15 protein-coding genes are annotated in these 18419 nt (G+C 72.4%); 12 read left to right on the top strand and 3 right to left on the bottom strand.

What is annotated here, in order from left to right; genetic code table 11:
* Positions 1-14: 14 nt before the first annotated feature.
* Positions 15-1409 (bottom strand): hydrolase, encoded by a 1395-nt coding sequence (locus ACZ53K_RS23575; protein ID WP_468839948.1) that lies wholly within the window; start codon positions 1407-1409, stop codon positions 15-17.
* Positions 1410-1718: 309 nt separating this feature from the next.
* Between ACZ53K_RS23575 and ACZ53K_RS23570 the strand changes: the two genes are divergently transcribed.
* From ACZ53K_RS23570 to ACZ53K_RS23555, 4 genes are all read left to right on the top strand, one after another.
* Entirely contained in the window at positions 1719-3314 is a 1596-nt protein-coding gene (locus ACZ53K_RS23570; protein WP_468839946.1) for a phage tail sheath subtilisin-like domain-containing protein, read from the top strand.
* A 64-nt stretch (positions 3315-3378) separates the two neighbouring features.
* A complete protein-coding gene (locus ACZ53K_RS23565) occupies positions 3379-3822 on the top strand; it encodes a phage tail protein (protein ID WP_360136505.1) in 444 nt (147 codons plus the stop codon).
* Positions 3822-4322 carry a hypothetical protein gene (locus tag ACZ53K_RS23560; protein WP_468839943.1) on the top strand — a complete coding sequence of 167 codons (501 nt, stop codon included), beginning with the start codon at positions 3822-3824 and terminating at the stop codon, positions 4320-4322. The genes ACZ53K_RS23565 and ACZ53K_RS23560 overlap by 1 nt, the downstream gene beginning before the upstream one ends.
* Positions 4319-4477: a DUF6760 family protein gene (locus ACZ53K_RS23555; RefSeq protein ID WP_468839941.1), complete on the top strand. Its 159-nt coding sequence runs from the start codon at positions 4319-4321 to the stop codon at positions 4475-4477. Before ACZ53K_RS23560 ends, ACZ53K_RS23555 begins: the two co-directional genes overlap by 4 nt.
* Before the next feature lie 2063 nt (positions 4478-6540).
* Here the strand turns inward: ACZ53K_RS23555 and ACZ53K_RS23550 are convergent.
* Positions 6541-6765, bottom strand: a complete 225-nt coding sequence (locus ACZ53K_RS23550; protein ID WP_468839939.1) for a hypothetical protein — start codon at positions 6763-6765, stop codon at positions 6541-6543.
* A gap of 514 nt (positions 6766-7279) precedes the next feature.
* Here ACZ53K_RS23550 and ACZ53K_RS23545 point away from each other — a divergent pair.
* The 8 genes from ACZ53K_RS23545 to ACZ53K_RS23510 all read left to right on the top strand — a co-directional run bounded on the left by ACZ53K_RS23545 (position 7280) and on the right by ACZ53K_RS23510 (position 15261).
* Entirely contained in the window at positions 7280-7699 is a 420-nt protein-coding gene (locus ACZ53K_RS23545; protein ID WP_468839937.1) for a hypothetical protein, read from the top strand.
* Positions 7700-7789: 90 nt separating this feature from the next.
* Complete coding sequence (locus ACZ53K_RS23540; RefSeq protein ID WP_468839934.1) at positions 7790-8212, top strand: phage tail protein; 423 nt, start codon at positions 7790-7792, stop codon at positions 8210-8212.
* Positions 8213-8245: 33 nt separating this feature from the next.
* Positions 8246-8968 (top strand): CIS tube protein, encoded by a 723-nt coding sequence (locus ACZ53K_RS23535; RefSeq protein WP_468839931.1) that lies wholly within the window; start codon positions 8246-8248, stop codon positions 8966-8968.
* Positions 8968-10893, top strand: a complete 1926-nt coding sequence (locus ACZ53K_RS23530) for a VgrG-related protein (protein WP_468839928.1) — start codon at positions 8968-8970, stop codon at positions 10891-10893. Before ACZ53K_RS23535 ends, ACZ53K_RS23530 begins: the two co-directional genes overlap by 1 nt.
* 70 nt (positions 10894-10963) lie before the next feature.
* Entirely contained in the window at positions 10964-11419 is a 456-nt protein-coding gene (locus ACZ53K_RS23525) for a GPW/gp25 family protein (protein WP_468839925.1), read from the top strand.
* A complete protein-coding gene (locus ACZ53K_RS23520) occupies positions 11419-13377 on the top strand; it encodes a putative baseplate assembly protein (protein ID WP_468839922.1) in 1959 nt (652 codons plus the stop codon). The genes ACZ53K_RS23525 and ACZ53K_RS23520 overlap by 1 nt, the downstream gene beginning before the upstream one ends.
* A 28-nt stretch (positions 13378-13405) precedes the next feature.
* Positions 13406-13963, top strand: a complete 558-nt coding sequence (locus tag ACZ53K_RS23515; protein WP_468839919.1) for a phage tail protein — start codon at positions 13406-13408, stop codon at positions 13961-13963.
* Positions 13960-15261: a zinc ribbon domain-containing protein gene (locus ACZ53K_RS23510; protein ID WP_468839916.1), complete on the top strand. Its 1302-nt coding sequence runs from the start codon at positions 13960-13962 to the stop codon at positions 15259-15261. The genes ACZ53K_RS23515 and ACZ53K_RS23510 overlap by 4 nt, the downstream gene beginning before the upstream one ends.
* Before the next feature lie 129 nt (positions 15262-15390).
* Here the strand turns inward: ACZ53K_RS23510 and ACZ53K_RS23505 are convergent, their stop codons facing one another.
* The gene (locus tag ACZ53K_RS23505; protein WP_468839913.1) at positions 15391-18105 is read right to left on the bottom strand and encodes a helix-turn-helix transcriptional regulator; all 2715 of its coding nucleotides are present in this window, start codon (positions 18103-18105) and stop codon (positions 15391-15393) included.
* Positions 18106-18419: the final 314 nt, after the last annotated feature.

The raw sequence follows: 18419 nt of genomic DNA, 5'->3' as shown, positions 1-18419 counted from the left end.
CGTCCGGCGCGTGGTCACACGGTGAAGCGGACCGCCTCCAGTTGGAGGTTCCATTCCATGGCGCTGCCGCCGTACCTCCACTTGCCGGGCTCGGTGCACCCCTTGCCCAGCCAGTTCCGGTCCTTCACATAGGCCTCGTGGCACACGGAGCCGTCGAAGACCTGAAGAGTGAACCCTTCCATCGGGGGATCGGCGCTCTCGGTGCTGCCGAGGACCAGGTCTTTCCCATCGTCCTCCTTCCGCCACGCGTCGCCCTTGCGCCAGCCCTCGCCCGCGTAGGCGCTCGCGCCGGTGACGCCCTTGGTCTCGGACACCGCGATGTTGAGGGCCTTGATCGGCTTGCCCTGGCCCACCGTGCCGGCCTCGGCCCCGTCGCACACCGGCTCCTGCCAGCCGTCGTCCTGGACGAAGGCGCGGTAGCAGATGTGGCGGCCCGCGCCGCGGGCGACGAGCTCGCGCACCGCGGTGGCCGCGGTCCGCTCCTCGGGCTCCTCCTTGGGCTTGTCCCCGCCGCCGCCTTCGTCCTTCGGCTTCTCCTGCCCGCCGCCGCCCGGCTTCTCGGACGGGCCGTCCGACTTCTCGGGCTTGGGGGGCGGGCTGCTGATCGCCGGGGACGGACTGCTCGGCGCGAGCTGCCCGGCCTTCTCGGGCTTCTCCCGCGCCACGCTCTGCACCTGCGGCCGGTACGCCAGCCAGATCGTCACGAAGGCGATGGTCAGGGCGAGCAGCAGACCTCCGGTGGTGGCCAGCCAGCCCGGCAGGATGCCGCGCTGTACGAAGGTGCCGTCCACGTCCACCGGCTCGGTGCCGGAGCGGCGCAGGACCAGCGCGTACGGCTGCTCCTGCTTGGACCCGAACCAGGTGATCTGCCGAGGACGCAGCGTGACCTTCACGAAAGCGGCCCGGCCCGGCTCGATCTGGACGTTGCCCGGCTGGAGGTCGTACGACAGCCGTTCGCCGGTGTCCTTGCCGCTGAGCGAACCGGTGACCTTGGTGTTGCCGAGGTTGTCCACGGCCAGCCGCGGCCGCCCCCGGAACCGCCCCTTGACCGTCGGCGGTACCAGCTCGGCGCGCACCTCGCTGAAGGGGGTGATGGTGAGGTTGCCCTCGGGGACGGTGACGGCGTCCGGGTGTTCCGTCGGCGTGACCCGTACCGCGTACGGATTCGGTCCTGCGGTCGCGTCCGGCGTACGCGGCGGCGCGAACGTCAGCTCCACCGTGCCGGTCGTCCCCGGATAGAGCCGCAGCGCCTGCGGCTCCACCGTGGTCCACGGCGCGAGATCACCGACCGGTTCGAAGCGGTACTCGTCGACGATGTCTCCGGTGTTGCGCACCCGCAGCCGCACCGTGGTGGTGCTGCCGGGGTCGACGGTTGCGGAGGCGGGTTCCAAAGAGGTCCAAGGGCTCACGCCACGACGCTAGGAGAGGCGGCGGACACCGTCAGGAGCCCTCCGGGCAGACCCGGCTGCCCGGACGGGCGGTGTCGAGTGCCCTCGGCCCGCGGCACGGCACCCCGGTCGCCGCCGGCGTCGGTCCGACGCGCCCGGCGGCTCCGGCGCTCCGGGCGGGAAGCCGGCGCCGGCCGGCCGCGGAGGCACGTCGGCGCGCCCTTGGGGGCAGCGGCCTTGCCCAGGGCCCGGCACCTGGGGACGTTTCGGCGGCGAGGGGGCTGCGCGAGGGTGAGTGCGTCCCGTCTCGTACCCCGAGGAGAGCAGAGCATGCCGTCCTATCTGTCGCCCGGCGTCTACGTCGAGGAGGTGGCCAGCGGATCGCGTCCGATCGAGGGGGTGGGCACCTCCGTGGCGGCCTTCGTCGGGCTCGCACCGGCCGGGCCCCTGAACGAGCCCACGCTGGTGACCAACTGGACCCAGTACGTCGCCTCCTTCGGTGACTTCACCGACGGGTACTACCTCGCCCACTCCGTCTACGGATTCTTCAACAACGGCGGCTCTGCCGCGTACGTGGTGCGGATCGGCGGTTCCGCCGAGGGCGCTGCCGGGGACGGCGCGGCCCCCGCCGGGGTGACCGGCCGGGCCCGCCCCGCCGAACTGCCCGCCGCCGAGCCGAAGCAGCTCGGCGCGTTCTCCGTGGCGGCCATCGCCCAGGGCGCGAACGGCCCCCTGACCGTGGAGGTCGCCGACCCCGAAGGGGAAGGTCCGGCCGAACGGTTCAAGCTGATCGTCAAGGACGGCGACAAGCCGGTCGAGACGTTCGACGTGAGCGCCAAGAAGAGCAACCGGTCCTACGTCGTCACCCAGGTCAAGGAGCGCTCCAAGCTCATCACCGTGGCGGAGGCCGCGGCGGCGGCCCAGCTCGTCCGCCCGGAGAACCAGACGGTCACCCTGGCCGCGCCGCCCGCCCCGGCGCCTACGCCCACGCCCGCCGAACGGGACACGACCGCGAACCCCGGCCCGGCCCAGTACCTCGGCGACTCCGCCGACCGCACCGGCTTCGGCGGCCTGGAGGCCATCGACGCGGTGTCCACGGTGGCCGTACCCGACCTCATGGCCGCCTACCAGCGCGACGCGATCGACCTGGAGGCCGTCAAGGCCGTACAGCTCGGACTCATCGCCCACTGCGAGCTGATGGGCGACCGGGTGGCGGTCATCGACCCGCCCCCCGGCCTCAACGCCCAGCAGGTGCGGTCGTGGCGCCAGGAGACGGCGGGCTACGACTCCAAGTACGCGGCCCTCTACTACCCCTGGGTGAAGTCCTTCGACCCGGCCACCGGCCAGGCCCGCATGGTCCCGCCCAGCGGCCACGTCGCCGGCATCTGGGCCCGCAACGACTCCGAGCGCGGGGTGCACAAGGCCCCCGCCAACGAGGTCGTACGCGGCGCCGTCGACCTGGAGATCCAGATCACCCGCGGTGAACAGGACCTGCTCAACCCCGTCGGCGTCAACTGCATCCGCGCCTTCCCCGGCCGGGGCGTCCGCGTCTGGGGAGCCCGCACCCTCTCGTCCGACCCCGAGTGGCGCTACCTGAACATCCGCCGGTACTTCAACTACCTGGAGGAGTCGATCCTGATCGGCACCCAGTGGGTGGTGTTCGAGCCGAACGACCACGCGCTGTGGGCCCGCATCCGGCGCAACATCTCGGCGTTCCTGGTCAACGAGTGGCGCAGCGGCGCGCTGTTCGGCCAGCGGCCCCAGGAGGCGTACTACGTCAAGTGTGACGAGGAGACCAACCCGCCGGAGTCGGTCGACCTGGGCCGGGTGGTGTGCGAGATCGGTGTCGCCCCGGTCAAGCCCGCGGAGTTCGTGATCTTCCGGTTGTCGCAGTTCTCCAGTGGCAACGGCGAGTTGGAGGAGTAGGCCGCCCGCCCCCTCCCCCACTCCCGTACATCACCGTCACACAGCCCAGAAGGACAGCGAACCCATGGCTCTCATGCAGGGTGACTCCCTCACCTCACACAATTTCGGCCTGCAGATCGACGGTGTGATGGTCGAATACCTCTCGGAGGTCAGCGGCCTCACCATCGAACAGGACGTCATCGTCAGCCCGCAGAACACCGCGCAGGGCCACGTCGACATCAACATTCTGCCGGGCGTGCAGAAGAACGGGCAGTGCACCGTGGTGCGCGGCATGACCCAGTCGTCCTCGTTCACGCAGTGGATCAACGACTCGATCGCCGGCCGGATGAGCACCGCCCGCAAGAACGCCTCCATCATCATGATGGATTACGAGGACAATCCGGTGAAGCGCTACAACCTGCGCAACGCCTGGTGCAGCAAGATCGACGCCAGCACCCTGAAGGCCGGTGAGGCCGCCGTGCTCACCGAGACCGTGACCATCGTCTTCGAGGAACTGGTCGTCGAGTGATGCGGCGCACGGCTGCCGGTGCGCCGGGCGCGGCCGCGGCGGTACCACCGGCCCAGCAGACCGCGGCGGCGGAACCGGAGGCCCTCTCTCCGCCCCCCGCCGCCGCGCCGGCCGACGCGGCACCCCGCAGCCTGCGCACCGAGTTCCCGTTCCAACTGCCCCGCGGGTACGTCGACGAGGCGGGCACCGTGCACCGGGACGGCGTGATGCGGCTGTCGACGGCACGGGACGAACTGGTACCGCTGCGCGACGTCCGGGTCCAGGAGAACCCCGCGTACCTGTCGGTGGTGCTGCTCGGCCGGGTCGTCACCCGCCTGGGCACGCTGCCGATGGTGCACGACGGGATCGTGGAGAACATGTTCGCCTCCGACCTCGCGTTCCTCCAGGACTTCTACCGCCAGATCAACGCCGAGGGCCACACCCGCGCCGCGGTGGACTGCCCGCACTGCTCCGAGCCGTTCGAAGTGGACCTCGGCGGGAGCCGCCTGGGGGAATCGTGACGTACGCGACCGACCGGCTGCACGAGGAGATCGCGTACGTCGCCTACCACTTCCACTGGGGCCTGGAGACGATCCTGGACCTGGAACACCGCGACCGCCGCGCATACACAGGCCGGATCGCGTCCTTCGTGACGCGCGCCGGGGCGGAGGACTGAACCATGGGATTCCTGGACCGGCTACGGGGGCGGGGCGGCCGTGAGCGTGAGCGTGAGCGGGAGGGTGGCGGGGGCACGGAGGGGCGAATCGATTCGGGGGGCTCGGGGGCTTCGGAGTCGTCGGGGGCTTCGGGGTCGTCGGAGGTGTCGGGGGCTTCCGGCTCTTCGGGGGCTTCGGGTTCTTCAGGTTCTTCTGACCCGACCGGTGCCGTGCGCAGCGGTACGGCGCCAACGACCGCCTGGCGAACGCTGCCGTCCATCCAGCGGTCCGTCGCCGGCGGCCGTGCCGAAGTCGCGGACGCCGGGTTCGGCGAGCGGCTGCCGACGTGGCAGAACCCTTCGTTCATGCACGCGTCGTCCCGCCTCGGAATCCTCGACACCGCTCCCGCCGGCCTGCTTCCGAGGACGGTGACCAACACGGCCCGCCCGGTAACGGGGTTGGAACGACCCTCGAACACGCTCCCCTTCACACCGGTGGCACCGGAACCGGCCGCGCAGCGGGTACCTGTGGCGCCGCTGCGCGCCTTGCCGCCGTCGGTGGATTCTGCTGGCGGGGTTGGCAGGGGCGGTAGGAGCGGCGGGGCTGCCGCTCCGGTTCAGCGGGCTTCGTTGGGGCGATCCGTGGCCGGTGCGCCTCAGCGGTCCACGCCTGCTGCCACGCCTCGGCGCGCCCCGGCGGCTACCCGCCCCTCGGCCGCCGCAGCCACCGATGGTGCTCAGGGGAGCCCGGCAACGGCAGCGGCCGGGCGGGCGCGCCCTGCCGGGCCGTCAGCTCGGGCGGCTTCGGCTGTTCCGGGGGCTTCAGCTGTTCCGGCGGCTTCGGCGGCTTTGCCCGTCGCGACCGGCTCGTCCCCGGCGCCGTCCCCCGCGTCTCGGGACGCACATGCGCCTGCTCTGTCTCCGGCGCGCGGAGTCCGCGTGACGCCCGCCCAGCCCCGCCCGTCCCGGCTGCCTCTGACCAAGGCGCCGGCCGGGCCGGGCGTCGTACAGCGGCGGATTCATCCGGCGGCCCGGCAGGGCTTCGCGTCTGCTGGGGGAATAGTGGCGGGTGCGGGGGCCCCGGTGACTGGCGCACGTGCCACGAGCGGCGTACGGGAGCCGGGCGGTGTTCCCAGCGAGTCCGGCTCGGCTGCACCGACCGCACCGGCCGAGGACAGTCGAGGGGGAACCGACGCGGCCGCCCCGGCCGGTCCCCTCAGCCATCCCGCGCCGTCGACGGAGAGCACGGGTGCCGGTTCGCCCACGCCCAGCGGAGCATCTACGTCGGGCATGCGTGCAGAGCCCGGCGTCGCGGTGCAGCGAGCGGCCGTCCACCACGACCCCGCACCGGCAACGCCCGGTAGCGGAACGGCACTCGCCCCGCGTGGCGGAGCGACCGCCCCTCGCGGTAACGCCGTTTCCACCGGCACGGCAGGTGACAGGAGCGACGAGATGACCGGCGCCCTTCCCCCGGCCGACGATGTCCACGGCCGTCACGGCCGTCACGACACTGCGGCCACCGGCCCTGCCTCCGCCTCCGTCCCCGCCCCCGTGCAGCGGGCCACGGTCCAGCAGCGCGAGGCTGTGGCCCCCGCCCCCGCCCCCGACCTCGCCGACACGTCACCGACGCCATCCGCCCGGCGCGCAGTGGTGGCTCCGAGCGGTACCGAAGCTGTCAACCGGCAGCCGATCGTCGTATCCCGTCGAGTCAAGAGGGGGCAGGCCCCAACGCCTGGCCCTGCCGCTACGGCGGATGACGGCCCAACGCGCGACGCACGCAACGAGCCGGTACCCGCCCCGCGCGACGCCGGCACCGGTACCGGTGTCGCGGCCGTTGCGCCGCGCGCTCTCCCCCGTACTCAGGATGCCGCGCCCCGGCCTGTCATTCCCTCGGGTGAGACACGGCCCGCTCGCCCGGCAGCCGTGCCGGCCTCGGATGCACCGGCGGCAACGCCTCCTGTTCAGCGATCACTTCGCGGGCCCCGATCGCTCCCGGTCGCCGAGGGTCACGCCGTACCCACTGCGCCTCCAGCCACGGCGCCTTCCCTCTCCGGGCACGCCTCCTCCACGCCCCACCGGACGGTTCAGCGCAGCGCCACCCGCCAGGCCACGGGACCCAGCACCGGCCTCGGCGCCCCGATCTCGGCGACACCCGCACCGCCGACCGCCGCGTCCCGAGCCTCCGTGCCCCAGCCCGCCTCGCCCAGCCTCCGGCCCGGCCCTACTTCGTCGGTCTCCACCCCAGCAGACCCCACCCCACCGGCCCACGGGCTCGGCCCCGTCTCGCGCTCCGCGCTGCCAACGTCCAAGGGCCAGATCGCTCCGGCGGCCCACACACCGCGCCGTTCCCCACTGGGCGCCCCGGTCACCAGCGCCCCCACGGACGCCACCCCCCTGGCCGCATTCTCCCTCCAGGCTGACACCACTCCCCTGCCCACGCCCGCGCCCCAGGCTGACACCCCCCTGCCCGCCAAGCCCCCGGCCCGCGCCGCGGCCACGTCCCCAGCACCCACGCCCCCAGCAGCCCCACTCCCCACGCCCCCAGCCACCATAAAACTTCCAGCCATCCAACGGTCTCCGGCGGTCTCCACCACCACCCCTCACCCCCTCCCCGTCGCCTCTTTCTCAGCCCCTTCGGTACCGCCCCCGGTACGCCCCCCAGCCCCACCCGCCGCACCACCCCTCCCGCTCCCGCACACCCCCCGCCCCGTCAGCGCCATCGGCGCCCCGGCCCCCCTCCCCATCACTGTCCAGCGTGCGGGGCGATCGCGTACCGGACGGAACTCGGCCATCGGTACGCTGGCCGCCTTCTCCGCGGCCACGGTGGCGGACACGCTGCCCCGAGTCCGGCCTCCGCGCCGACCGGCCGCCCCCGTTGAGCCCCCTCCTTCGTACAGCCCACCCCAGTCCGCCCCACCTGCGTACGCCCCACCCCAGTTCGCCCCACCCGCGTACACCCCACCTGGCTACGCCCCGCCCACCGGCCCCCCTCCCGCGTACTCCGCATCTCCCGGAGCCCCGCCCTCGTACACCCCGCTGCCACCGGCGCAGCAGTCAGGGCAATGGCCCAGGCCCGCCGGTGCGGCGGAGCCGTCCGCCGTCGCGTTCGACCCGCGCGCCCTCTCCGACTTCCAGCTCGACGAACTGGTGCACCGGATCATCGGCCGCGTCACCCGGCTGATCCGTACCGAACTGCGCATGGACCGCGAGCGGATCGGCAGACTCCGCGACCCCCGCCAGTGACCGCTCCCCGCCAGTGACCGGCCGCCGGCCGACAAGCGCCCGCCGACCGACGCCGTACCTCTGACCGACCTGACAGAAAGGCCCTCCGCGATGTCCCGCCAGGACCCGGGCTCGTCCCTCTGGTTCACCCTCTCCATCGACGGCGAGAGCCTCGGTTACTTCAACGGGTGCGACGGGCTGTCGTCGCAGGTGGAGACGGAGCAGCGGCAGGAGGGCGGCAACAACGGCTTCGTCTGGCAGCTCCCGACCCGCGTCACCTTCTCCACCATCCGGCTGACCCGTCCGCTCACCCCGGACACCACCAAGGTCGCCAAGTGGATCTCCTCCGTCCAGACGGGCATCCGGCGGCCCACCGCCCAGATCACGGCGCTCCGCGCGGACGGCTCGGAGGTCGCGCGCTGGGGGCTGATCGACGTACTGCCCGTCAGCTGGCAGGGCCCGGCCCTCAATCCGGCCCATCCGGCCGTCGCCACGGAGGTCCTGGAGATCGCCCACCACGGGTTCACCGACTGAAGCCCCCGACCCAGGAACGAAGAGACGAACCCCATGCCCAGTAGCAGCAAAGGCGCCGGCAAGAGCCTGGTCCGGGCCACCCTCGCGATCCACGAGCCCCCGCTCGGCAAGGGCACCAGCCCGGGCGCCCTCAGGAAAACGTTCGACTTCGACTTCAACCCGGCGCAGCTGTCCGTCAGCCGTTCCGCCCAGTGGAAGGTGACGCCGACGATCGCCGTACGCAACGGCGCGCGGCCGGAGTTCATGGGGTCGGAGCCGCGGACGATGTCCCTGGAGATCTTTCTCGACTCCTCCGACCGGCCGACCGGCAACACGGTGCTGAAGAAGGTGGCGGCGCTGATGAAGTGCTGTGTGGTGACCGCCAGGAGCCTGGCGGCCGACCAGCCGTCGCCGCCGTGGGTGATCTTCCAGTGGGGGTCCTTCTCCACGGCCCGGTTCACCGCGTACGTCAGCTCCGTCGACGCGTCCTACACGCTGTTCGGGACCACCGGTGTGCCCATCCGTGCCACCTGCCGGATGCAGTTGCACGAGATCCCCGGCAAGACCCGGCGGCAGAACCCGACCTCGGGCGCGCTCACCGCGCAGCGGGTGCACCAGGTCGTGGCCGGTGACTCGCTCCAGTCGCTGGCCTGGCGGGAGTACGGGGACGCGGCGTCGTGGCGGGCGATCGCCGAGGCCAACAACATCGACGATCCGTCCCGGCTGCCCACGGGCATCGAACTCGTCCTGCCCGCCGCCGAGGAGGTGCGTCGCTGATGACGGGTCCCGCGACGTCCGCCGTCCTTCAGGTCTCCATCGGCGGCGAACTGCCCGACGACGCCACGGAGGCCCTGGTCGCCGGCTGGGTCGACCAGGGCGCCGGGGTTCCCGCCGCCTTCGAGCTGACCTTCCGGGACCCCTACCGGATCATGATCAGCCGGCTGGGCGCCACGTTCGGCACCCCGGTCACCATCGCGACCGTGACCGACGGCCAGGGCGCCGGTGACACGCTGCTGACCGGTGAGATCACCGGTTTCGAGGCCGATTACGACGGCACCGGCACCTTCACCGTCATCCGGGGCTACGACTTCGGGCACCGGCTCATGCGCCAGCGCCGGGTGGCGGCGTACCGGAACCAGTCCGCCTCCGACATCGCCAGGAAGCTGGCCGCGCGGGCCGGGGTGCCGATCGGCACGATCCAGTCGACGAAGACGGTGTACGAGTTCATCAGCCAGTCCAACGTCAGCGACTGGGACTTCCTGGCGCGGCTGGCCGACGAGAACGAGTCCGTCATGTCCATCGACGCGAAGGGCAGGTTCTGCTTCGTCCGGCCGAAACCGGCGTCGGGAGCGCCGTCGAAGAGCCTGGACGGCGAGGACCCCCTGGAGCTGAAGGCCGGTGTCGACATCCTGCGCCTGCGGGCCGCGGTCACCGCGGCGGATCAGGTCGGCAAGGTGGAGACGCGCGGCTGGGACGTCACGCAGAAGAAGGCACTCAGCTCCGTCTCGCCCGCCAAGGACAACCCGGGCTTCGCCATCGGCGAGACGCCCGGCGGGGCCGCGGGCCGTTTCAAGGCGGGCAAGCTGGTCGACGCCTCGGTCCCGTACGACAAGTCGGCCGAGGTGAGGTTCGCCTCCGACGCCCTCGCCGAGGACGTGACCGGGGCCTTCGCCGAGGTGGAGATCGTGGTGCTGGGCAATACGCGGCTGCGGCCCGGGGTACCGGTGATGCTCTCGGACACCGGCATGCCCTTCGAGGGCAAGTACACGGCGACCTCCGTACGGCACGTCTTCGGGGACGGGAAGCACTACGAGTCGTGGGTGACCGTCAGCGGCCGGCAGTGGCGTTCGCTGTTCGGGCTGGCCTCCGGCGGGGGCGGGACGGGCACCGGTCTCACACTGCCGAGTGTGGCCAACGCCCTGGTCACCGATGTGAACGATCCGCTCAAGCAGGGCCGTGTGCGGCTGCGGTTCCCGTGGCTGGACGACACGTACGTCAGTGACTGGACGCGGACGGTGCAGATGGGCGGCCTCGGTGGTGGCGGGGTGTTCCCGATGGACGTCAACGACGAGGTGCTGGTCGGGTTCGACCGGGGTGCCCTCGACCATCCGTTCGTGATCGGCGGGCTCTACAACGGCAAGGACAAGCCGACGGCGGTCGGTGACGTGCCGCTGCACGACACCGTACGGAAGAGGGCGAGCCGGCACACCGTCTCCGACCGGGACGGCAACCGCTTGGACCTGCTCAGCCAGCAGACCGGCCGCCGCAAGCAGGGCGTCCGGCTGGCCTCCGGCGACAAGCAGCTGACCGTCAGCCTGGACCGGACGAACACCGAGATCGTCGTGGACAGCAAGGGGTCGGTCACCATCAAGGGCAGCAGGTCGGTGTCCGTGGAGGCCGGCACCGACCTCACGCTGAGCGCCCGGCGCCGGCTGAGCCTGCAGAGCGGTGGTCTGCTCAGCATCAGGAGCGTCGGCCCGCTCAATGTCGACTCCACGGGCCTGATCAACCTCAAGTCCGCGGGACAGCTCGGGCTCACCACGGGAGGGGCCCTGAACATGACGGCCGGCGGCGTGGCGACCCTCACCGCGGGGGCCAGCGCCACGATCACCTCGGCCGCGAACCTGATCAACGGCGCCAAGACCACCGTCACCTCACCGCTCTTCTTCTCCGTCACACCACCCGTGCCGCCGATGGGGTGAGCACCGCCGTCCGGTCCCGGTCTCCGTTTCTCTGTCCAGTTCCCTGTCCGTGGAAAGCGGGTGTGTTCTGTTGGCCGAACAGTTCGTCGGCTCCGGGTGGTCGTTCCCGCTGCGTATCGGGCCGACCGGCGGTATCGCGCTGGTCAGCGGCGAGCGGGAGATCGAGGAGGCGATCCGGCTGGTCCTGGCGACCGCGCCGGGAGAGCGGCCGATGCGGCCCGAGTTCGGCTGCGCCATCCACGACCTGGTGTTCGCTCCGGTCAACGAGCAGACCGCGGGCCGCATCCAGCACGAGGTGTACCTCTCCCTGGACCGCTGGGAGCCGCGTATCGAGGTCACCGACGTAGAGGTGACCACCGGCACCGACCGCAGCGTCCTGTACATCGACATCCGCTACCAGATCCGCGGCACCAACAACCCGCGCAGCCTCGTCTTCCCCTTCTATGTCATTCCCTCCCACGAGGACGGCTCCGGCGGCGACCGCTCCGACGACGGTTCCGGCACCTCCCCCGAAAGCGACCGCTGATGTCCCTGCCTTCGCCCAACCTCGACGACCGCCGCTTCCAGCAGTTCGTCGACGACGCCAAGCGCTACATCCAGCAGCGCGCGCCGGAATGGACCGACCACAACGTCTCCGATCCGGGCGTCACCCTCGTCGAGACCGTCGCCCACATGGCCGACCAGATCGTCTACCGCCTCAACCGGGTCCCCGAGAAAAACCATCTGGCCTTCCTGGACCTCATAGGGGTCACCCTCTTCCCGCCGTCGGCGGCCCGTACGGATGTCACCTTCTGGCTGTCCGCACCCCAGGAGGAGGTCATCCCCGTGCCGGTCGGCACCGAAGTGGCCACCCTGCGCACGGAGCAGGAGGAGGCGGTGGTCTTCAGCACCGAGCGCGAACTGGCCATCGTGCCCTGCGCGATGAGCCGGCTGGTGGTGCAGCACCGGGGTGAGCCGGTGACCGACCGCACCGCCGCGCTGGCCGAAGGCGCCGACATCCGGTGCTTCGCCGAAGCCCCCGTACCCGGCGACTGCATGCTGATCGGCCTGACGGCGGCCGTACCGCACTGTGCCGTCGCCCTGGAACTCGACAGCCGGGTGGACGGTGTCGGCGTCGACCCGAGGCAGCCGCCACTGGTGTGGGAGGCGTGGACCGAGGACGGCTGGCAGGCCTGCGACATCGACCGCGACGGCACCGGCGGCCTCAACCGCGCGGGCGACGTCGTCCTGCACATCCCCGGCGGCCACGTACTGTCCCGCAACGCCGGTCACGAAGCCGGCTGGCTGCGCTGCCGGGTCACCGATCCGCTGCCCGGCCAGCCCTTCTACACCACGTCACCGACCGTACGGTCCGCCGACGCCTGCACCATCGGCGGCACCACCCGCGTCGTGCACGCCGCCACCGTGTACGACGAGGCACTCGGCGAATCCAGCGGCCTGCCCGGTCAGCGACGGCGGCTCGCCCAGGCGCCCGTCGTCGGCGACGACCCGCCGCTGCTGCTCCAGACCGCCGAACACGACGGATGGCAGGACTGGCAGGTCGTCCCGCACTTCGCCGCGTCCCGGGCGGACGACCGCCACATCACCCTCGACGCCACCACCGGCGGCATCGCCTTCGGTCCCGCCGTCCGGGAAGCCGACGGCTCGCTGCGTCAGTACGGCATGGTCGCCCCGAAGGGCGCGGTCATCCGCGCCCGCCGCTACCGCACCGGCGGCGGCCGGACCGGCAACGTCACCCGGGGTGCCGTACGGGTCCTGCGCACCTCCATCCCGTACGTCTCCGAAGTCGTCAACGGCGAGGCCGCACGCGGCGGCGTCGACGGCGAGACCGTCGAGGAGGCCAAGGTCCGGGCCCCGATCACGCTGCGCGCCCAGGAGCGCGCCGTCACCCTGCGCGACTACGAGGAACTCGCCCGCCGGGCCGCGCCCGAGACCGCCCGCATCACCTGTCTGGAAGGCCACCGGGACGAGTACGGGTCCTACGCGGTACGGGTGCTCGTCGTGCCGCAGGCCGTCCCCGACCCCGGCGGCCGGCTCCGCTTCGAGCAACTCGTCCCCGGCGACCGCCTGCTGGACCGCATCACCCGTCATCTCGACGAACGCCGCCTCATCGGCACCAGACTCGCGGTCGGCCCGCCCTACTACCAGGGGGTCACGGTCGTCGCGACCGTCCACGCCTTCCGCGGTACCGACACCGACCGGGTGCGCCGCCGGGCCCACGACGCCCTCTACCGTCATCTGGACCCGCTCACGGGTGGCGCGGACGGCCGCGGCTGGCCCTTCGGCCGCCCGGTGCAGGCCGGTGAGGTCTTCGCCATCCTGCAGCGCGTCCCCGGCGTGGAGCTGGTCGACGAGGTCGTACTGCACCCCGCCGACCCGCTGACCGGTCAGCGCGGTGACCCGACCGACCGCATCGATCTCGAACCGCCCGCCCTGGTCTTCTCCTTCGACCACCGCGTACGGGTGATCGGGGACAGCGCATGACACGATCGACGTACTCCGGAGGCCGCTCATGAGAGGCTCCGTCGACGGCCTGGGCTCCTCCGCCCCCATCGGCATGATGCTCCCGGCCGTCTTCGCCGACGACGATCTCGCGCAGCGCTTCGTCGGCGGACTCGACGACGTCCTCGCGCCGATCCTGAACGTGCTCGACTGCCTGGACACCTACTTCGACCCCGCGCTCACCCCGGTCGACTTCGCCCGGTGGCTGGGCGCCTGGGTGGGCGCCGAGACCGACGGCACCGAACCCGAGCCACGGCTGCGCGCCGCCGTGGCCGCCGCGGTCGCCCTGCACCGCGTACGGGGCACCCGGCGCGGCCTCTCGGAAGCCGTACGCCTCGCGTTCGGTGCCGAACCGGAGATCACGGAGAGCGGCGGCGCCGCCTGGAGCGCGCGTCCCCGCGGACCGTTCCCCGGCAGTGCCCGCCCCCACCTGCACGTCGTCCTCCAGCTGCCCGACCCCGCACCGGCCGACACCTACCGCCTCGACACGCTCGTGGCCGCGGCCCGTCCCGCGCACATGCCCTACACCGTCACGGTGACCACCACCGAAAGGACCTCGGACAGATGAGCACGCCGTACTGCGGTGAGTGCGGGACCCGCGCGGAGCCGGGACAGTCGTTCTGCGACGCCTGCGGAGCCGTCCTCCGCTGGGACGCTGCCGGGGGCCGTACCGGCTCCCCGGCGGCTTCCGACGCCGGTTCCGGCCGGGGCGCCGCCCGGGCGGATGTCCGCGGGTCCGGCGCGGCCCCGAGCCGCATCGATACCGCCCCACCTGTGGACGCTTCCGCCCTGAGCGGGCACCGCTCTTCGGGAACGGCCCCGGCCCCGGAGCACACCGGGGACCGCGACGGTGCCGGAACCGCCGGCGCGTCCCGGTCCGCGACCGGTGACCCGAACCTGGAGGACACCGACCCCCGCCTCCCGCTGAGCACGCCGCAGGACGGGCCCCCTCCCGGCAATTCCACGGCCGAACGCGCCCGTTCCCTCCTCGTGCCCGTCCCGGAGCACGAAGCCGCCCCCGCCGCGCCGGTCCCCTCCGTGGCCCCGGTGCTGCCCGGCCGCCCCGACACCGACCGGCCCCACGTACGCGTCCCCGGCCCCCAGGGGACGGAACACGGTCCGCCGTGCGCCTGGTGCGCCACGCCGAACCACCCGGACCGGCACTTCTGCAACCGTTGCGCGATGCCCCTCGCCGAGAGCCCCGCGGCCCCCGCGCCTGGACGTCGCCCCTGGTGGCGGCGCCTTTTCGGGCCCGGCGGCCAGGAAGCCCCCTGGGCGGGCGACCGCCCCCGCCTCCGCCGTGCCTTCGACCGCGTCGGCACCTGGGTCACCCTCGCCATCGCCGTGATGCTGGTCATCCTCGGCGTGCTGTACCTGCCCGACGGCATCGACGCCACGCGCGACCACTTCGCCAAGCGCGCACCGGTCGAGCCGGACGGGATCCGGGCCTCCCGCTCCTACCCCGGCCACGAACCGAAGCTGGCCTTCGACAAGCTCAGCAACACCTGGTGGGGTCCGGGTGTGGCGCAATCGGGCCAGGGCGAATGGGTCGAGGTGCGGTTCGCGCGCCCGGCGCGGCTCCTCGACGTCATCATCACGCCAGGTGTGTCCACCCGCGCCGACCAGCTGGAGAAGTCCGCCCTGCCGCACCGGGTCACGGCGACGATCACGGGGACGGACGGCCGGACCACGACCCGCGAACTGACCTTGGACCCGGGCGCGGGCGGGCAGCGCCGCGCCTTCCGTGTCGGCGAGGCCACCAAGGTCCGCTTCACCATCGAGTCGGCGCACGCCGCGTCCGCCGAGAAGCAGGTGGCCATCGCCGAGATCGAGCTGTTCGGCCGGTCCGGCGGGGACCAGTACTGAACCGGCCGTGGTACGTCGACGCGCCCGCCGGAGCAGGCGCGTCGACGTACCGCGCAGCCGGGAGGCCGAGGCAGTGACACACCACCGAGTCGGGAGGCCCAGGCCGTGACATACCGCGGAGCCGGCTGGTCACAGCGGCATCTCACGGAGCTGGCGGCGCGACGAGATGCCCAATTTGCGGTACACGTTGCGCAAATGTGTGTCGATGGTGCGGGGGCTGAGGAACAACATCACGCCCACCTCCCTGGACGTCGCCCCGGCAGCGACCTTCCCGGCGATGAGCCGTTCCTGCGCGGTGAGCCGGCCCAGCGGGTCCTCACCGCGCAGGCGCGGCTGTTCACCGGTGGCGCGCAGTTCCCTGGCCGCGCGCTCGGCGAAAGCGCGGGCACCGATACGCGACAGCATGTCGTGCGCCGCCCGCAGCTCATCACGGGCCTCGGCCCGCCGGTTCTCGCGGCGCAGCCACTCCCCGTACGTCAGCCGGGCGCGCGCGTGGAGCACCCGGACCCGGGTCCGGGCGAACTGCTCGATGGCCTGCCGGTACAGCGCTTCGCAGTCCTCGCCCCTCTCCAGGAGGGCCTGCGCCTGCAGCCATTCGGCGACGGCCCACGGGACGGGATGCAGACGGGCCAGCGTCCCCAGATGTTTCATGGCCGCGGCCGCCTCCTCGCCGCGCCCGGCGCGCGCGGCGGCTTCGACCAGCTCCGTATAGACGGCCCAGATCGAGTACGAGCCGGCCTGGTGCCGGCGCTGGGCGGTCAACGCGGCCTCCAGAGCCGCTTCGTAGTCGCCCAGCCCGTTGTGCAGGACCGCCCTGGCATAGTGCTCGCCGGCCGCTTCGAACGGGCGCCCGTCCCGTCCCACCAGCTCCCGCAGTTCGGCGAACCGGTCCGCGTCGCCGCGGAAGCCGGTGAGGACCAGCTCGGGCCCCAGCAGGGGCACCGTGCCTGCCGCCTCGTCGACGGCCCGGGCCTCACTGAGGCTGACGTCCGCCTCGTCGAACCGACCGACCGATACTCGGGCCACCGCCTGATACCGCAGGGCCTGCGGCAGCGAGGCGAGGGAGCCCTGCCGACGCGCCACGTCCACCTGGCGGTCCGCGATCTCCTCCATCGCCTCGTCGTCCCGCAGGTCGATGACGACCTGGCAGACCAGATTCATCCGCCACGGGCCCGACGAGCGGACGGCCGTACGGCACGCCGTCACCGCGTCGCGCATCGCGGGCACGGCCCGCTCGACGGGCAGTGTGGCCTGGTCCAGCAGAGCGTCGAGCAGCAGATCGGCCGGCCGGGCCGGCTCCCGGTGCGGCGCCCGCTCGCGGATCCGGGCGCCGAGCTCCTTGAGAAGGCCCGGATGATTGTCGTTGTACATGAACGACGCGAACGCCTCCAGGCAGGTCTCTCTCGCCTGTTCAGGGACCAACTCCGAGACGACGTCGACGAGTCTGGCGGTGGCCTGCGGGTTGTGGGAGAGCTGGTAGTCGATCCGTGCCCGCAGCAGGCGCGCCCTGGCACGGCCCTTGTCGTCCATCGGGCGCCGCTCTGCCCGGGTGACGAGGCCACGGGCCACGTCGGGCGCCCCGGCCTGCAGCCGCAGCTGTGCCGCGTCGATCAGCCGTCCGGCCTGGCGGTCGCGAGCGGGGGTCAGCTGGCCCGCTCGCTCCATGAACGCGGCGGCCGCGGCGAATCCGCCGCGCAGGCTCGCCCGGCCGGCGGACCGTTCCAGTTCCGCGGCGATCTCCTCGTCGGCGTCGATGACCGCGTGGGCCCGGTGCCACGCCTGGCGGTCGAGGTCGGTCTCCGGATCGGCCGCCTCCGCGAGAGCACCGTGCATGCTCCGGCGCTTCTCCGGAGTGGCCGACGCGTAGACCGCGGAGCGCACCAGCGGATGCCGGAAGCGCAGCAGCGGCCCCAGGACCAGAAGTCCGGCGTCCTCCGCGAGGGTCAGCTCCGCCGCGTCCAGCCCGAGGAGCCGCGCCGCGCGACGCAGCAGGTCGAGGTCGCCGACCGGCTCAGCAGCGGCGAGCACCACCAGCGCCCGTGTCGCGTCCGGCAACCGCTCGAAGCGCTGGACGAACTGCCGCTCCAACGTGTCCACCACGCTGGCCCGCAGACGCCGTGGCCCGGGGACCGCGAACGGTTCCGCGTGGTGGGCGAACTCCACCAGCGCCAACGGGTTCCCGTGGGCCTCGGCGAGTATCCGGTCGACGACATCGGCGTCCGGCCCGATATGCGTCGCCGCTCCCAGCAAGGCCCGGGCGTCCTCGTCGCCCAGACCCGCGAGGGACATCCGCGGAAGCTCGGCCAGCCCGGACGGCGGACCGACGTCACGCGCGGCGAACACCACCGCGATCCGCTCGACGGACACCCGCCGGGCGACGAACACCAGCACCCGACGCGAAGCGTCGTCGATCCACTGGGCATCGTCCACCACGCAGCAGACCGGTACGTCCTGCGCCACCTCGTGCAAAAGCCCCAGAACGGCGAGACCGACCGTCAGCGGATCGGGCGAGGCCGGTGCGCCGAGCCCGAACACCCCCTCCAGCGCCCTCCGCTGCACCGCGGGAAGCCGCCGCCGGTGTTCGAGAACCGGGGCGCACAACTGGTGCAGCGTCGAGTAGAGAAGATCGCGCTCGAACTCCGTACCGGCGGCCCGCAACACCTGAAAGCCGTCCAGGCCCCCCACCACGGCGTCGATCAGCGCCGACTTGCCGACCCCCGCCTCCCCGGCAACCACAACGGCCCCACCACGCCCGGCTGCTGCCGACGTCACCAACCGATCGATCTCACGCCGCTCCGCATGTCGGGCCACGAGCTGCACCGGAATCGTCCTCCGAGTCAACATTGCTAGAGGTTTCTCTCGATCTCATTCATAGGGAGTCAGTCCCGGGCCTCGGTCAAGCCCGGGCCCTCTGGGGGGAGGGACCGGCGGGCGCCCCGCTCACGGGGCGCACCCCACCTCTGTCCGCGGCGCGGTGCGCCGGTACAGCTCCTCAACCGGTGTCCTCCTGACTGATCTCACGTCTAGGAGACGGCAGTCACGGCCGCCAGGTTCTTGATCGGGCGCGGCATTTGGCGGCTACGCGGTCTTCCGGGTGCCCCCGGCCCCCACCCCTGTCTCCGTATCCGCCCCCGTAAGCAGGCATTACGTAATGCGTT

It is taken from the genome of Streptomyces sp. NPDC033221, assembly GCF_055577005.1.
Note: the sequence above shows the minus strand (reverse complement) of the source record. Positions and strands in the feature narration are given on the sequence as shown.

What these genes read in the sequence shown, in the direction of transcription:
- ACZ53K_RS23570 (WP_468839946.1), top strand. Translation starts at nt 1,719, where the DNA reads ATGCCGTCCTATCTGTCGCCCGGCGTCTACGTCGAGGAGGTGGCCAGC.
- ACZ53K_RS23565 (WP_360136505.1), top strand. Translation starts at nt 3,379, where the DNA reads ATGGCTCTCATGCAGGGTGACTCCCTCACCTCACACAATTTCGGCCTG.
- ACZ53K_RS23560 (WP_468839943.1), top strand. Translation starts at nt 3,822, where the DNA reads ATGCGGCGCACGGCTGCCGGTGCGCCGGGCGCGGCCGCGGCGGTACCA.
- ACZ53K_RS23540 (WP_468839934.1), top strand. Translation starts at nt 7,790, where the DNA reads ATGTCCCGCCAGGACCCGGGCTCGTCCCTCTGGTTCACCCTCTCCATC.
- ACZ53K_RS23535 (WP_468839931.1), top strand. Translation starts at nt 8,246, where the DNA reads ATGCCCAGTAGCAGCAAAGGCGCCGGCAAGAGCCTGGTCCGGGCCACC.
- ACZ53K_RS23530 (WP_468839928.1), top strand. Translation starts at nt 8,968, where the DNA reads ATGACGGGTCCCGCGACGTCCGCCGTCCTTCAGGTCTCCATCGGCGGC.
- ACZ53K_RS23520 (WP_468839922.1), top strand. Translation starts at nt 11,419, where the DNA reads ATGTCCCTGCCTTCGCCCAACCTCGACGACCGCCGCTTCCAGCAGTTC.
- ACZ53K_RS23515 (WP_468839919.1), top strand. Translation starts at nt 13,406, where the DNA reads ATGAGAGGCTCCGTCGACGGCCTGGGCTCCTCCGCCCCCATCGGCATG.
- ACZ53K_RS23510 (WP_468839916.1), top strand. Translation starts at nt 13,960, where the DNA reads ATGAGCACGCCGTACTGCGGTGAGTGCGGGACCCGCGCGGAGCCGGGA.
- ACZ53K_RS23505 (WP_468839913.1), bottom strand. Translation starts at nt 18,105, where the DNA reads ATGTTGACTCGGAGGACGATTCCGGTGCAGCTCGTGGCCCGACATGCG.